Origin of the sequence: Flavobacterium sp. RSP46 (assembly GCF_003984825.1) — a bacterium.
Lineage (GTDB): Bacteria > Bacteroidota > Bacteroidia > Flavobacteriales > Flavobacteriaceae > Flavobacterium.
In genome coordinates this window covers 96,231-111,815 of record NZ_RYDM01000006.1, presented here as the reverse complement: position 1 = coordinate 111,815, position 15,585 = coordinate 96,231, and the positions used below count along the sequence as shown (strand labels likewise).

Below are 15,585 nucleotides of genomic sequence, written 5' to 3'. Positions count from 1 at the left end.
ACAAAGGAAATAATAGGCTCATACGAAAATTTTATAAACACTTTGTGAATCTTCGTGAAACAAAATATTATGAAAATAGGACTTTATTTCGGAACGTTTAACCCCATTCATATTGGACATCTCATCATTGCCAATCACATGGCCGAGCACGCAGATATAGACCAAGTATGGATGGTGGTTACGCCACACAATCCTTTGAAGAAAAAAAGCACCTTGCTCGAAGATTACCATCGGTTGCAAATGGTGCATCTTGCCACCGAGGATTATCTAAAAATCAAACCTTCGGATATTGAGTTTAAATTGTCACAGCCCAATTATACAATAAATACCTTAGTTCACTTGCAGGAAAAACATCCCAATTACGAATTCTCGTTAATCATGGGCGAAGACAATCTAAGGTCGTTGTACAAATGGAAAAACTACGAAGCTATTCTGGCGCATCACGAGATTTATGTGTATCCTAGACTCGAAACCAAAGGCCAAACCGGCGAAGCTATTTCTTTGGAAGTAGAAAATCTAACTTTCAAGAATCACCCAAAAATCCACCTGATTGACGCTCCGGTTGTTGAAATATCATCTACATTTATTCGGGATAATATCAAAAAAGGGAAAAATGTACAGCCTTTATTGCCCGCTAAAGTTTGGGAATGTATTGATCACAATAACTTTTATAAGAAGTAATTACGCCAGAATTCTTTTTAATTCCAATTGAATATTCTCAAAAACAGGACTCAAATTATCATTTTTACCGGATAACACATATACTTCTGTACTTGGCATTTGCTTGCTGTTCCACATCAATTGGATTTTATTTTCTGCTATTAAACTTTTTGCGTTTATATCCCAAACAACGGCTATTCCGGTATTTTTCGAAATTATTTCAAGCATTTCATACTCGGACGGAATGATATAATTGGGAATCATCGAGGGCCTTTTTTTACTAAAAACATGCAGCCAAAACAACTTTATATGCGGAATCTGTGCATTGTGGCTGAACCACTTTTGGTCGTTTAACCACTGTTCAGTTGCAGAGAAATTCTTTATTTTGATATTAGATTTTAACTCAGAAGCATCAATGTTATTGGAACCAACAATCACTTGTTTGATTTCGCCAACCTTTTTCTGAATGGTGTCAAACGTGTCATATTGTTTGGTAACAATAGCAAAATCGAGTTTTTTAGAATCGACCAATTCAAAAAGTGTGTCGTTCTCATGGAAACTAAAATCTATAAAATCAAATTTTGAAATTAAGGCATTTCCCAAACTGATCATCAAGTGTTTCGAGATGCCAATGGATATTAATCGATTCGCATCAAACGCTTTGGCACGAAAACCATTCTCCACATTTTCCAATCGGTCCAACGCCTCGATGATTAGATTATTGAGTAACTTAGCATATTCTGTTGGCTCCACACCTTTTGACTTTCGATTAAAAAGTTTATATCCGACATGTGCTTCCAACATTGATATTTGTTGACTTACAGCGGGTTGACTGATAAATAATTCCTTGGCAGCCAACGAAAAATTACCGTTTTTATAAACGGATTTAAACGTTCTGTACCATTCGAGATTAACCATGATATAAATATATTTATCACAAACATAATTTAAATTATTTTTACTAATAGCATATTCGCACTAAATTTGTAGAAACAAAATAAGAAATGAAGAAAATTGCATTCTTTGCCATTATAGCATTAACAGTAAGTTGCATTACAGCAACTGCACAAAATAAAAAAAGTATGAAAAAAGTATTATTTGTTGTTACGAGTCACGATAAACTAGGTAACACGGGAGAAAAAACAGGATTTTGGACAGAAGAACTTGCCGCGCCATATTATGAATTAGTAGATAAAGGAGTTGTTATTGATATTGCTACCCCGTTAGGAGGACAACCACCTATAGATCCAAAAAGTGAAGATCCATCTGCAGCAACTGAAGATACTAAACGATTTGATGCTGATACTGAATTATTGGCAAAACTGAAAAATACGCACAAATTAGCCGATGTAAAAGAATCGGATTATGATGCCGTTTTTTATCCAGGAGGTCATGGACCGTTATGGGATTTAGCCACGGATGAAAATTCAAGCGCTTTGATTGAAGCTTTTTATACGAATAATAAACCTGTCGCTTTTGTATGTCATTCACCAGCAGTGTTGAAAAACGTAAAAGTAAATGGGGATTTTTTGGTAAAAGGAAAAAAAGTAACCGGATTTTCTAATACGGAAGAGGAAGCTGTAGGCTTAACTGATGTCGTACCATTTTTATTAGAGGATGCGTTGCAAGCTAACGGGGCCAAATATTCAAAAATAGGGGATTGGCAACCGTATGCAGTAGAAGATGGCTTATTGATTACAGGTCAGAACCCGGCTTCATCTAAACTCGTTGCAGAAAAATTATTAAATCAATTGAATTTAAAAAAATAAAAACATGTTAAACTTCGAATTATACAATCCTACTAATTTAATTTTTGGAAAAGGACAAATTGAAAAACTTTCTACTTTAGTTCCACAGGGCGCAAAAATTCTTTTGGCTTATGGAGGCGGAAGTATTTTCAAAAATGGAATCCATGAACAGGTAATTAATGCTTTAAAAGGTTTTGAAATCGTCGAATTTTCGGAAATTGAGCCAAATCCACATTTTGAAACTTTGATGAAAGCAGTTGCGATTATCAAAGAGCAAAATATCGATTTTATCCTTGCTGTGGGTGGAGGTTCTGTAATTGACGGGGTAAAATTCATTTCGGCTGCCGTGAACTTTGACGGAAACCCTATTGATATTCTTCAAAAACGAGTATTAACTAAAGATGTATCTAAAATTATTCCTTTTGGAACAGTTTTAACGTTACCGGCAACGGGAAGTGAAATGAATTCTGGCGGTGTAGTTACCATTGAATCTACACAAGAAAAATTATCATTTGGTGGTAGCGCCTTGTTTCCAAAATTTTCTATTTGCGATCCAACCGTCATTGAATCTTTACCCAAAAGACAATTGGAAAACGGAGTTGTTGATGCCTATACCCATGTTTTGGAACAATATCTAACCTATCCACATGAAGGATATCTTCAAGATAGAATTGCCGAAAGTATTTTACAGACCTTGATTCAAGTTGGTCCTGATGTTGTTGAGAATCCTAAAGATTATGCTTTGGCTTCTAACTTTATGTGGAGTTGTACGATGGCTCTAAATGGATTAATCCAGAAAGGAGTTCCTTCGGATTGGGCTACACACATGATTGGCCATGAATTAACCGCTTTGTACGGAATTGATCATGCTAGAACATTGGCGGTTGTAGGTCCAAATTTATACCGAGTGATGTTTGAAACCAAAAAAGGAAAACTGGCACAATACGGAAAACGTATTTTCAATTTGACTGGAACTGAGGATGAAATAGCAAACGAAGCGATCAATAAAACAGTTGAGTTTTTCCATACAATGGGAATGGAGACTAAATTATCGGATTACACCAAAGACTATGATAAAACGGCTGATTTTATAGTAAACCGCTTCAAAGAAAGAGGTTGGCTGGGATTAGGAGAAAAAGAAAATATCACTTTAGAAAAAGTGAAATCAATTGTAGAAATGAGTTATTAATTCAAATAATCAGATTACCGATTGAAGTATTTTTAAATAAAAAGGCGTTCTCATTTTGTATGGGAACGCCTTTTAAAATTCAAATTATAACTAACTAATTCAATTCTGTTTTTTTTGTTAAAACAGTAACTATAATAAAAGAATAACGGTAGTAATGTGTTTATATTGTGTTTGAAAATCAAATGTTTTAAATTTAATTTAATATATTGTGATATTATTATTGAAAACCCCTGTGAATCCCAGATTTAAGGCGGTGCTTTTTTGGCTTGATTCATAGTTTTTAAGTACTTTTGATTAAATTCAATAAAAAATGACTGAAAACATAAAATTTGCAGTAATTGGTGGTGGGAGCTGGGCAACAGCCATAGCTAAAATGTTATGCGTAAATCTTACCGAAATTTCATGGTACATGCGCAATGATGCTGCTATAGAACACATCAAGACCTACAAACACAATCCAAATTACCTAAGCTCTGTTGAATTTGATACCCAAAAATTGAAGCTAACCAATGATATCAATGAAGCAGTAGCCTATGCGGACTACGTTATCTTTGCTATTCCTTCCGCTTTTTTAGAGGGTGAATTAGAAAAATTGACTGTTTCGTTGAAAGATAAAATTATTTTTTCGGCTATAAAAGGGATTGTTCCTGAGACCAGTTTGATTGTAGGGGAACATTTCCATGTAAAATATGATATTCCTTATTATAACATTGGTGTAATCTCTGGTCCTTGTCACGCAGAAGAAGTGGCTATGGAGCGGTTATCATATCTGACAATCGCATGTGGCGACTCTGATAAGGCAAAAATTGTTGCCGATACTCTTGCTGGAAATTACATTAAGACTAAAATTACAGATGATATTATAGGAACTGAATATGCTGCGATGCTAAAGAATATTTATGCCATTGCTGCAGGAATGGCCCATGGACTGGGTTATGGAGATAATTTCCAATCCGTATTGATGAGTAATGGGATCAGGGAAATGAAAAAATTTATCAAGAAAGTTCATAAAATGAAACGCAACATCAATGATTCTGCTTATTTAGGCGATTTACTGGTTACAGGCTATTCCGTTTTTTCGAGGAACAGAATGTTTGGTAATATGATAGGTAAAGGCTACACGGTGAAATCAGCAATGATGGAAATGAGCATGGTTGCTGAAGGATATTACGCTACTAAAAGTGCTTATAAGCTAAATCAGGCTTATGGTGCCAAAACACCTATTATTGATGCCGTTTATGAGGTTTTATACGAAGGAAAAGATGCGAAAACCATATTTAAGAAACTGACCGACAAACTGGATTAATTCTGCTATATATTTAATAATCAAAATACAATCATGTCATGAGCGAAAGATGGAAATATCAAATTAAAACTGGCGGAATTTGGGGTGTATTTATGACAGTTTTCAATGTGTTATTCGACATAAAAGAAATCCCTTTTTCAGTACAAGTCGCTACGCCTAATTTTTATATTCGAGCAGCTGCTTATATCGGTGTAGGGATTTTTGTTTTAGGTTATTTTACATGGAAATCCAAAGTTAAACAACAAAATCGCTAAATCATTTTTATGAGTAAAAGGTGGCGATTTCAGATTAAAAACGGGATGCGTTGGGGAATTATTCTTTCCCTAAGCTTGCTCGTTTTTGACTTATTCGAACGCTCTTTTGAAGATGCTTTTTTCTCCAAAAGAAACCTGTTCCGAACGCTTTATTTCGTCTTATTCGGAATATTTGTAATAGGATATTTAAATTGGAAGAAAAAAAATAAACGCGACAATAGTGCTGATTTATCTCACGATAATACCATCAATAAATAAAATAGGCACTTCTTCGACTGCTGATTCGCAGATGGATTGTGCTTTGAAAATGTATTTTTTATCGTATAGTTTGTCTCCGATAAAGAAAGTCAGCATGAATTCATTGTTGAGTGCTAAAACACTTTTTTCAATCATTTCGATTTTCATTACTGAAACTGGCGGAACTGCTACAAAAGCGTGGCGCAAGAGGGATGTTTTTTTCATTTCACCGTTGATGGTTCCAAATGCCTTAGAAACAACCATGACGCTTTCGATTAAAAAGTCACTGTCATTTATTAAATAGGCGTACCATACTTTTTCCATGAAATCGTCGCTCCATTCTTGGACTGCAGCTAGGAATACGTTTTCTACTTCGGGGGTGATGATGTCGGATTTCATTTGATTGTTGAGTGATGATTACCGATTTTTGATTTCAGATTTAAACTTCTAAAATCAAAAATCAGTGCTCTTAAATTTTTATATACTTGATTTGAATTGTTCTAAGAAACGTACGTCATTTTCGTAGAACATACGGATGTCGCCTATTTGATACAACAACATGGCAATTCTTTCGATTCCCATTCCAAAGGCAAATCCGTTGTATTCCTCAGGATTGATGCCGCAATTTTTCAAAACGTTTGGATCCACCATTCCACAGCCCATGATCTCTAACCATCCGGTTCCTTTGGTTATTCTATAATCAGTTTCTGTTTTAAGTCCCCAATAAATATCAACCTCAGCGCTTGGCTCCGTAAAAGGAAAGTAGGAGGGACGCAGACGGATTTTTGATTTTCCGAACATCTCTTTGGTAAAATACAAAAGGGTTTGTTTTAAGTCGGCAAAAGAAACATCTTTGTCTATATACAGCCCTTCCACTTGGTGAAAAATGCAGTGAGAACGAGAGGACACGGCTTCATTACGAAAAACTCTTCCCGGAGAAATGGTCCGAATTGGCGGTTTATTTTCTTCCATGTAACGTACCTGTACGGAAGACGTGTGTGTGCGCAACAAAATATCAGGGTTGGTTTGTATGAAAAATGTGTCTTGCATGTCGCGTGCCGGATGGTATTCCGGGAGGTTCAATGCGGTAAAATTATGCCAGTCGTCTTCGATTTCAGGACCTTCGGAAACATTGAAACCAATATTTGAAAAGATATCAATAATTTGGTTCTTCACCAATGAAATAGGATGGCGGGAACCGATAGTTATTGGTTCAGCCGAACGCGTGAGATCCCCGTAAAAGCCTTTGGTTTCTTCTTTGTTTTCTAAAGCTTCCTGAAGGGTTTTTACTTTGTCTTCGGCAGATGCTTTGAGCAGGTTGATTACTTGTCCGAATTCCTTTTTTTGATCGTTAGGCACATTTTTGAATTCCGCAAAAAGGTCTTTTAAAAGCCCTTTGCTTCCTAAGAATTTGATTCGGAACGTTTCTAGTTCTGCTGCGTTTTGTGTTGAAAAAGCATTTGCTTCGCCAATATATTCTTTTATCTTATCTATCATTTTCATTCCAATAATTAATTATGCAAATTTAGTGATTTTTGTTGATAGGGACAAGTCACGACTGGCCCGTACAATAAATAATATCAATCAATAAGTTCCTTCTCCAGGAAATAATTCACAATGGCTTCTTTCATTAAAACGGATTGTTCTCCAGCTTTTAGCGGTGGTAATTCCTCTTTTACTTTGTAATGTGGCCAACCTTCCTCGTCAAAAAATTCAAATTCATAGAATCCATAAGGCTCTAATAACCTGCAAATCGCGATATGCATTAGGTTTAGTTTTTCGTCTTTCTTGTATTCGTTATGTACTTTCCCGAGTTCTTGTACGCCAATTAGATAAATAATAGCGTCTAAATCTAAATCTTCCCCTTGAGAAAATTGATTGGAAAGTATATTTACAAGCTGTTCCCAGCGTTCTTTAAGTTGTGTGTCTCTTGACATTTTTGTTGAATTATGAATTATGAGTCATGAGTTATTAATTCATTTGTCATAAAATTATTTTTCGCAAAGATAAGAACTTGAAAATTGACTATGGTAAAGAATAATTCTTTTATATTTGCTGTTTGATCGTTGCAAATTAATTAAGTATGGGATTTTTTGATATCATTTTGGGTGTATTGCTTGCTTTTGCTTTTTACAAAGGCCTTCAAAACGGTCTTTTTGTGGAGTTAGCATCACTAATTTCACTACTGGCCGGTATTTATATTGCAGTACAATTTTCCTCCTATATGCGGGATATTTTAGTGGGATTTGTCAAATGGAATCCTAATACCATTCAAGTAGTAGCTTTTGTTCTTACGTTCATTATTGTAGTTGTTGTGGTTTCAGGTTTAGGTAAATTCCTGACAGGAGTAGCTGATTTTGCTTTTTTGGGCTGGTTGAATGCTTTGGGAGGTGGTTTTTTCAGGGTGCTGAAAACTGTTTTGATTCTGGGTATTGTTTTCGCGGTTTTCGAGAAGATTAACTACAACCATCTGTTGGCCAAAAAAGAGACGCTGGATAATTCTCTTTTTTATAATCCAATCCAAAAAACAGCTGGATTCATTTATCCTTCGCTACAGGAATGGTATGGTAGTTTGAAGAAAAAGTAAGTAGTAATGCGTTTTTAGTTGCAGTTTCAACCTTAAACCACAGCGAGAAAATTTAGATGATTGGTCTTTTAAATCCGTAATTGTTTGTTTAAGCTTTTTCTATTTTGTCTTTAAAGCGCTCAATGAGTTTTTCAGAGCGTTCCTTTATAAAAGTTGCATTGACCGTGACAGCCTCTAGTTGGTTTTTGTAATTGCTATTTTCATTTTAAACCCGTCCCGATCTAATAACTATTGAATCGGGACTTTTAGTATTATAGGTTTGTCAATTTCTTCAGATCAGCAATTGTAGCTGTTGGATTTTCTGCTTTAAAAACATAACTTCCGGCTACCAGTACATCAGCTCCGGCTTCTACAAGTTGTTTTGCGTTTTTGTTGGTAACACCGCCATCTACTTCAATAATTGTTTTTGCTTCTTTTTTAGTGATTAAAGCTTTTAGCTTCTCAATTTTAGCATAGGTATTTTCGATAAATGATTGTCCGCCAAAACCTGGATTTACACTCATGATGCAAACCAAATCAATGTCGATGATTACATCTTCTAGCAAGTCAATATTTGTGTGTGGATTAATGGCGACTCCAGCTTTCATTCCTTCGGCTTTGATGGCTTGCAGGGTTCTGTGAAGATGGGTGCAAGCTTCGTAGTGTACGCTTAGAATATTGGCGCCCAATTCAGCAAAAGTTTTGATGTAGCGATCTGGATCTACAATCATCAAGTGAACGTCGATTGTTTTTTTTGCATGGCGGTTTATGGCTTCCAAAACGGGCATTCCGTACGAAATGTTAGGTACAAAAACACCATCCATGATGTCAATATGAAACCAATCGGCTTCACTGTCATTGATCATTTCGATATCGCGTTGCAGGTTTCCAAAATCGGCCGCAAGTACTGATGGTGCAATAAGAGTATTTTTCATTGTGTAGTTGTTTTATAGAGATGCACTGTAGTGCATCTTTACAGTTTGTGTTGTTTGTGCAAAAGTAGTTTTTTTGCAGCAATTGGTGAAAGTTTTTTTAGAAGGGACAACTCGCGAGTTGTCCGTACATTGCGCGTAAGGGATAGAGGCGGCATCCTCGTAGCGTAGCGGAGAGATACAGCCGATAGCCCGACCCGAAGTTTTTACGGAGGGTTACGCCATATTAGTGAAAATTGAAAAGTGAATTCCGATTATAAAAATAAAACTCCGGTAATCAGCCGGAGTTTCAATCATCAATCAAAAAACGAACAGTTAATCAGACCGTCGTTAGCTATTAGTCACAAGTTTAAAATCAAAAGTCATAATGTTGTAGAACGTTATGACTTTTGATTTTTAAAAAATTGACTGTTTTATCCTAAATAGGTTTTTAGTATTTTGCTTCTTGAAGTGTGTTTTAATCTTCGGATTGCTTTTTCCTTGATTTGACGAACACGTTCTCGAGTTAAGTCGAAAGTTTCGCCAATTTCCTCTAAGGTCATTGGGTGTTGATCACCAAGACCAAAGTACAAACGAACTACATCAGCCTCTCTTGGAGTCAATGTTTCTAGGGAACGCTCGATTTCGGTACGCAATGATTCGTGGATTAATTCTCTGTCTGGATTTGGTGATTCGCCGGAACGTAAAACGTCATAAAGGTTAGAATCTTCTCCTTCTACAAGAGGCGCATCCATGGATAAGTGACGGCCAGAGTTTTTCATACTCTCTTTTACGTCATTTACGGTCATATCAAGTTCTTTTGCAATTTCCTCAGCAGATGGTGGGCGCTCGTTAGATTGCTCTAATAAAGCGTACATTTTGTTGATTTTATTGATAGAACCAATTTTGTTCAAAGGCAAACGAACGATACGAGATTGTTCTGCCAGAGCTTGTAGAATCGATTGACGAATCCACCAAACGGCATACGAGATGAATTTAAAACCACGTGTTTCATCAAAACGTTGTGCTGCTTTTATAAGTCCAAGGTTTCCTTCGTTGATCAAATCGGGAAGGGTTAATCCTTGATTTTGGTATTGTTTGGCTACAGATACTACGAAACGTAAATTGGCTTTCGTCAATTTTTCTAATGCTTTCTGGTCGCCGGCTTTAATTTTTTGTGCTAATTCTACCTCTTCGTCTGCGGTAATAAGGTCAACTTTACCAATTTCTTGTAAATACTTGTCTAATGAAGCGGTTTCACGATTGGTTACCTGCTTGGTGATTTTTAGTTGTCTCATGTTTTTTTGTCTCCTAAATTTTAAGTGTACAAATGGTTATACGTATGAAGTTGCCTAAAAGTTACAATTGTTTTAAAATAAATTTATATAAAACAAAAATCCCGTTTCAAATTCATGAAACGGGATTCCCTATAAATAAACCTTTAGTAAACTAAGATCTGATTACTCTTTTCTTTCCTCGCGAGGAGGTCTTGGTAAAAGTGCTTTTCTGGACACTTTTTCTTTTCTGGTTTTTGGATCCAGTCCAAGGTATTTCACCATAAAGACATCGCCCATATTGACCACATCCGAAACGTTTTCAGTGCGTTCCCAAGCTAACTCGGATACGTGTAATAAAACTTCGTTTCCTGGAACAGCTGTGTATTCTACAACGGCACCAAAATCTAGCATTTTGATTACTTTCACTTCGTAAGCTTCGTTCATTTGTGGTTTGAAAGTGATGGACTCAATTTTAGCCAATACCGCTTCAATTCCGGCAGGATCTGTTCCTAGAATTTCAATAACTCCTTGCTCATTTACTTCATTGATAACGATAGTAGTTCCTGTAGATTTTTGTAATTCTTGAATCACTTTTCCACCAGGTCCAATCAATGCACCAATAAAGTTGCCAGGAATTGTTCTTGTGATGATTTTTGGAGCATACGCTTTTACATCTGCTTTTGGAGCAGCTAAAACTTCTATAATTTTTCCAAGAATATGCAAACGACCTTCACGAGCTTGAGCTAAAGCTTCTTCCATGATGTTGTACGCCAATCCTTCGATTTTGATGTCCATTTGACAAGCGGTAATTCCATCTGCGGTTCCGGTTACTTTAAAATCCATGTCTCCTAAGTGATCTTCATCACCAAGAATATCAGACAATACAGCGAATCGGCCTGTTTTTTCATCAGAAATTAATCCCATTGCAATCCCGGAAACGGGTTTGGTCATTTGAATCCCGGCATCCATAAGAGCTAATGTTCCGGCACAAACGGTTGCCATTGAAGATGAACCATTTGATTCTAATACTTCAGATACAATACGAATGGTATAAGGACAATCAGCAGGAATCATGTTTTTCAAAGCACGTTGTGCTAAGTTTCCGTGACCCACTTCTCTTCTTGAAGTTCCTCTTAATGGTTTTGCTTCACCAGTAGAAAAAGGAGGGAAGTTATAATGCAAGTAGAATTTTTCTTCGCCTTGTTGTGATGGAGAGTCAATTTGGTTTGCTTCTCTGGAAGTTCCTAAAGTAGCTGTTGCCAATGCTTGAGTTTCTCCACGTGTAAATAAAGCAGATCCGTGAACTGAAGGTAAATAATCAACTTCAGCCCAAATTGGACGAATTTGATTTGTTTTTCTACCGTCCAGACGTGTGCCTAAATCAAGGGTTACATTACGAACGGCTTCTTTACTGGATTTAGCAAAATATTTTGAAACTAAATCACCGTTTTCAGCTAATTCTTCCTCAGTAAACAATGCTTTTACTGCTTCTTTTGCTTCCGCAAATTGAGCTGTTCTTTCGTGTTTTGCTGTTCCTTGTTTTGCAATTGCATAACATTTGTCATAAGCTGCAGCATTTACTTTTTCATAAATAGCCACATCTTCTCTTTCTTGATCGTAAGTTCGTACTTCTTTTTTACCAAAAGCAGCAACTAATCGTTCTTGAGCAGCAATCTGAATTTTGATTGCCTCGTGCGCAAATTTAATCGCTTCAACCATTTCGGCTTCTGAAATTTCTTTCATTTCACCTTCTACCATTGCGATAGATTCTTTTGAAGCGCCAATCATCATGTCAATATCAGACAATTCTAATTGAGTACGACTTGGGTTGATGATGAAATGACCGTCAACTCTGGCTACACGAACTTCAGAAATTAAAGTTGAAAAAGGAATATCAGATAAAGATAAAGCTGCCGAAGCGGCTAAACCGGCTAATGCATCTGGCATTACGTTTTCATCATGCGACATCAATTGAATCATCACTTGCGTTTCTGCATGATAATCTTTTGGGAAAAGAGGACGCAATACACGATCCACTAAACGCATGGTTAATATTTCATTATCACTTGGTCTTGCTTCTCTTTTAAAGAAACCACCTGGAAAACGCCCGGCGGCAGCAAATTTTTCACGATAATCTAATGTTAAGGGCAAGAAGTCAATTCCTGGGCTTGCTTTTCTGGCAGATACAACTGTTGCCAGCAACACTGCATTTCCCATTCGTACTTCTACGGCACCGTCAGCTTGTTTGGCTAATTTTCCGGTCTCGATTGAGATGCTTCTCCCATCTCCTAAATCGATAATTTCTCTTGAAACTTTTGGAATCATAATTGTATTTTCTTGATTAAACAATGGATTTTAGTTGTGTTGTAGTTATTTTGCGTAGTTAATGCTTAAAACCCAATGAAAAACGAAACTTTTTTATTTGCAAATACAAATTGGTACTTACCTTATAATGCGGTCTTAATTCTAATCCCTTTTGTGTCAGGATTATAAAATGAACTTTGGACGCGGAAATATAAAAACAAAAAGAGGCACTCTCGCGCCTCTTTACATATTGATTATTTTCTGATATTCAATACTTTGATAATTTCACGGTATCTGTTGATTTCTGTTTTCTTCAAATAATCCAACAAAGATCGTCTTTTACCTACTAGCAAGACTAATGAACGCTCTGTATTATAATCGTGACGATTTTTTTTCAAGTGCTCCGTTAAGTGGCTAATTCTGAAAGTGAACAAAGCAATTTGAGCTTCTGATTTTCCAGTGTTTGTTTTTTCTCCGTGTTTAGCGAAGATTTCTTCTTTAATCTCTTTAGTTAAATACATTCCAATATTTGTTTAATGATTTTTATGTATGCCTTACAGCTATTGTAAGACGGGTGCAAAAGTAAAAAATAATTATGAATTATGAATTATGAATTATGAATTATTTTAAATCTTAATACAATTTTGCAATTTCCTCATTCACAAAGGCTAAGAACTTTTCGTCTTCTTTTGTAAATGGATCTATGACATGGCTGTCAATATCAATTTGTCCTATGTTTTCTCCGTTTACAAAAAGGGGTACAACGATTTCTGATTTCACGGTAAAACTACAAGCAATATAATTATCTTGCGCTGCAACGTCAGGAACTACAAAGTTTTCGTTTGAAACAGCCACTTGTCCGCAAATTCCTTTTCCAAAAGGGATTACCGTATGGTCTGTTGCTGCTCCCACATAGGGTCCTAAGTGTAATGTTTTAGACTCGTGATTTGCAAAATAAAATCCTACCCAATTATAATAGGCAACAGAGTTACTAAGCAGCTCACAAATAGACAATAGTTTTTCGTCTCTTGACAACGTTGTATTTAATGTGATTTCTGTTACTTTTGGTTGTAGTTCTTGAAATGTCATGTTTTTTTATTTTTATTTGTACAAAAGTATTTAAAGCCAGTTTTAAAAATTACATAAATTTGTTAAAAAAATAGATTTTGAAAAAATATTTTATTCTCTACAAGCCTTTTTTGATTTTTCTAGGTACTTTTTTTTTAACTTATATAGTGCTGACTTTTTTGTATCAGCGTTTTCTTAATGGTTTTGAAGAAAATCAAATAGATTCTATTACCAGAATGGTAAGTGAAAATACAGAGCAAGTGCTGCAGTTATTTAATGATGAATCTTCAATTGAAGAGAGCACTGCATCTCCTTATATGAAGTTGTTTTATAACCAGAAATATGTAGCCCGAATTGTAGAAGGATGTAATGCAATTAGCGTAATTATTTTGTTTATTTCATTTGTCGTGGCTTTTTCTGGAAAACTACTAACGACGCTGCTTTTTATCTTTGGAGGAAGTCTGTTTATTTATGTATTGAATGTTTTGAGAATAGCTGTTTTAAGCGCACTTATTTTTTATTTTCCAAAACAGGAACCCTTCTTGCACGGAGTTCTTTTTCCTTTGTACATTTATAGTTTAGTTTTTGTATTGTGGTTAATTTGGGTTCGTAAATTTTCAAGATATGCTTCAAAAGATTCTAAATAACAAAGTTTGCGTACTGCAATTCCTTTTTTTTGTTGTATTGCTGGTGCTTATTCGTGCTTTTGAAAATCAGTTGTTTTATGATCCTTTTCTGGATTTCTTCAAGAAAGATTTTGCGAAGTTACCGTTGCCAAGTTTCAATGCAGTCCAATTATTTTATGGGCTATTGTTTCGTTATACATTAAATACCGCTATTTCATTGGGGATTATTTATGTGCTTTTTAAAGAAATAATGATGGTGAAATTCGCCTTTGTGCTGTATTATTTTCTTTTTATGATTTTAATGGTTGCTTTTTTCTATATCATCTATTTTACTTGGGGAAACCACAATTGGATATTGTTTTATATCCGTCGGTTTCTAATTCAGCCTATTTTTTTATTATTGTTTGTTCCTGGATTTTATTATCAGAAACAAAATAAGTAGTCTTTTTTGTTTGTCTTCAATGTCGATTTAAGTGTCTGTAAATCAAATTTCTATTGCTATTAAAATAGTGAAACATTCTGACTATATAGCCTAATTTAATTCGGATAAACTTAAAAAATCACTGATCAAATCTGGTGCTAGCACTATGGCGGTTGACGCAATTTTACAGGCCATAAAAAAGCAGATGTATGAGGGTCTTTCTACAAAGGAAATCTACAAAATGGCTTTTTTATTATTGAAGAAAAAGCTGATTTTCATGCCACACGTTATAATTTAAGAGAAACAATTGGACTCTTAGGTACTACAGTTTTTTTTGAAAAATATATAGGACGAATTATTTCGCGTAGCATTATAAATCAAATAAATAATTTGACCTTACAAGGTAAATGTGTCTCGCATGAAATAGATGTGCTGGTCAAAAAAACGAAACGATCGCTATGGTCGAATGTAAGTATCATGCGGGTCGAGAGGTTGCTACGGATGTGAAAGTTCCGATGTATATTCGGTCTCGTTTTAAATCCTTCTGGATAGCGCTAAAATTCAGGAAGAAGACAGAATCTCCAAGATCCCATATATTATTGATACTTCATTGGGAATCAATGCACTGAATCTTTTTTCTACTAATAAAAAATGGCACAAGTTACCGCTAGGAGAATGTGCTGAAATGAGTAAAATGTTTTCATGAGTTTCGGATTATGAGGAAGCCATGGAGGGGATTTATAATAATTACAGTGGGGTATCACGCCGAAGGAACACGAGAAAGAAAATTGATACAAGGGGCAAAAGGAATTAATATTCGCGGGTAATATTATCCGGTAAAAGCAAAAATTCAGGAAATAAAAAGGTTGTCAGCGCATGGTGAAAATCAGCCACTGGATGAACTCCGTATCAAAGTCCAGGAAAAATATAGTTTTGAATGTAAAGTTCCTTTGATAGGACAAGAACTTGAATTGTTGATTTTAACTTGAATTTAGCTTTTGGAGTTTGATTAAATCAC

At 35.5% G+C, this 15,585-nt stretch carries 17 protein-coding genes; 8 read left to right on the top strand and 9 right to left on the bottom strand.

Translation table 11 applies throughout. From position 1 onward, the window contains the following. Positions 1-69 precede the first annotated feature (69 nt). Positions 70-681 carry a nicotinate (nicotinamide) nucleotide adenylyltransferase gene (gene nadD / locus EKM01_RS10885; protein ID WP_126768313.1) on the top strand — a complete coding sequence of 204 codons (612 nt, stop codon included), beginning with the start codon at positions 70-72 and terminating at the stop codon, positions 679-681. Here nadD and EKM01_RS10880 read toward each other — a convergent pair whose 3' ends face one another. After that, positions 682-1,578 (bottom strand): LysR family transcriptional regulator, encoded by an 897-nt coding sequence (locus EKM01_RS10880; RefSeq protein ID WP_126554707.1) that lies wholly within the window; start codon positions 1,576-1,578, stop codon positions 682-684. It abuts the gene before it with no gap. A gap of 86 nt (positions 1,579-1,664) precedes the next feature. Between EKM01_RS10880 and EKM01_RS10875 the strand changes: the two genes are divergently transcribed. From EKM01_RS10875 to EKM01_RS10860, 4 genes are all read left to right on the top strand, one after another. After that, positions 1,665-2,429, top strand: a complete 765-nt coding sequence (locus EKM01_RS10875; protein WP_197037211.1) for a type 1 glutamine amidotransferase domain-containing protein — start codon at positions 1,665-1,667, stop codon at positions 2,427-2,429. Between the two features lie 4 nt (positions 2,430-2,433). Continuing rightward, positions 2,434-3,597, top strand: coding sequence for an iron-containing alcohol dehydrogenase (locus EKM01_RS10870; RefSeq protein ID WP_126768311.1), 1,164 nt, complete (start codon positions 2,434-2,436; stop codon positions 3,595-3,597). 310 nt (positions 3,598-3,907) lie between these two features. Next, positions 3,908-4,903: an NAD(P)H-dependent glycerol-3-phosphate dehydrogenase gene (locus tag EKM01_RS10865; RefSeq protein WP_126562677.1), complete on the top strand. Its 996-nt coding sequence runs from the start codon at positions 3,908-3,910 to the stop codon at positions 4,901-4,903. A 38-nt stretch (positions 4,904-4,941) separates the two neighbouring features. Then, positions 4,942-5,157 (top strand): hypothetical protein, encoded by a 216-nt coding sequence (locus EKM01_RS10860; protein ID WP_126461843.1) that lies wholly within the window; start codon positions 4,942-4,944, stop codon positions 5,155-5,157. Between the two features lie 228 nt (positions 5,158-5,385). Here the strand turns inward: EKM01_RS10860 and EKM01_RS10850 are convergent, their stop codons facing one another. The 3 genes from EKM01_RS10850 to EKM01_RS10840 all read right to left on the bottom strand — a co-directional run bounded on the left by EKM01_RS10850 (position 5,386) and on the right by EKM01_RS10840 (position 7,331). Continuing rightward, a complete protein-coding gene (locus tag EKM01_RS10850; RefSeq protein ID WP_126461849.1) occupies positions 5,386-5,793 on the bottom strand; it encodes a hypothetical protein in 408 nt (135 codons plus the stop codon). 78 nt (positions 5,794-5,871) lie between these two features. Further along, on the bottom strand, positions 5,872-6,891 hold the full coding sequence (pheS, locus tag EKM01_RS10845; protein WP_126562681.1) for a phenylalanine--tRNA ligase subunit alpha: 1,020 nt from the start codon (positions 6,889-6,891) through the stop codon (positions 5,872-5,874). An 83-nt stretch (positions 6,892-6,974) separates the two neighbouring features. After that, complete coding sequence (locus EKM01_RS10840) at positions 6,975-7,331, bottom strand: hypothetical protein (protein ID WP_126461854.1); 357 nt, start codon at positions 7,329-7,331, stop codon at positions 6,975-6,977. Between the two features lie 146 nt (positions 7,332-7,477). On the opposite strand from EKM01_RS10840, the gene EKM01_RS10835 reads away from it, so the two are divergent. Then, positions 7,478-7,981: a CvpA family protein gene (locus EKM01_RS10835; protein ID WP_126461857.1), complete on the top strand. Its 504-nt coding sequence runs from the start codon at positions 7,478-7,480 to the stop codon at positions 7,979-7,981. Positions 7,982-8,232: 251 nt separating this feature from the next. Here EKM01_RS10835 and rpe read toward each other — a convergent pair whose 3' ends face one another. From rpe to EKM01_RS10810, 5 genes are all read right to left on the bottom strand, one after another. Further along, a complete protein-coding gene (gene rpe, locus EKM01_RS10830; protein WP_126768308.1) occupies positions 8,233-8,895 on the bottom strand; it encodes a ribulose-phosphate 3-epimerase in 663 nt (220 codons plus the stop codon). Between the two features lie 410 nt (positions 8,896-9,305). Then, positions 9,306-10,169, bottom strand: a complete 864-nt coding sequence (locus EKM01_RS10825) for an RNA polymerase sigma factor RpoD/SigA (protein WP_007137700.1) — start codon at positions 10,167-10,169, stop codon at positions 9,306-9,308. 162 nt (positions 10,170-10,331) lie between these two features. Continuing rightward, positions 10,332-12,473 (bottom strand): polyribonucleotide nucleotidyltransferase, encoded by a 2,142-nt coding sequence (locus tag EKM01_RS10820; protein WP_126452801.1) that lies wholly within the window; start codon positions 12,471-12,473, stop codon positions 10,332-10,334. A 233-nt stretch (positions 12,474-12,706) separates the two neighbouring features. Continuing rightward, complete coding sequence (gene rpsO / locus EKM01_RS10815; RefSeq protein WP_066079886.1) at positions 12,707-12,973, bottom strand: 30S ribosomal protein S15; 267 nt, start codon at positions 12,971-12,973, stop codon at positions 12,707-12,709. Between the two features lie 112 nt (positions 12,974-13,085). Next, positions 13,086-13,541 carry a GAF domain-containing protein gene (locus EKM01_RS10810; protein WP_126461863.1) on the bottom strand — a complete coding sequence of 152 codons (456 nt, stop codon included), beginning with the start codon at positions 13,539-13,541 and terminating at the stop codon, positions 13,086-13,088. 77 nt (positions 13,542-13,618) lie between these two features. On the opposite strand from EKM01_RS10810, the gene xrtF reads away from it, so the two are divergent. Together xrtF and EKM01_RS10800 are read left to right on the top strand one after the other, a co-directional pair. Continuing rightward, entirely contained in the window at positions 13,619-14,167 is a 549-nt protein-coding gene (gene xrtF, locus EKM01_RS10805; RefSeq protein WP_126768301.1) for an exosortase family protein XrtF, read from the top strand. Next, positions 14,145-14,588 (top strand): exosortase F system-associated protein, encoded by a 444-nt coding sequence (locus EKM01_RS10800; protein ID WP_126768299.1) that lies wholly within the window; start codon positions 14,145-14,147, stop codon positions 14,586-14,588. Before xrtF ends, EKM01_RS10800 begins: the two co-directional genes overlap by 23 nt. Positions 14,589-15,585 lie beyond the last annotated feature (997 nt).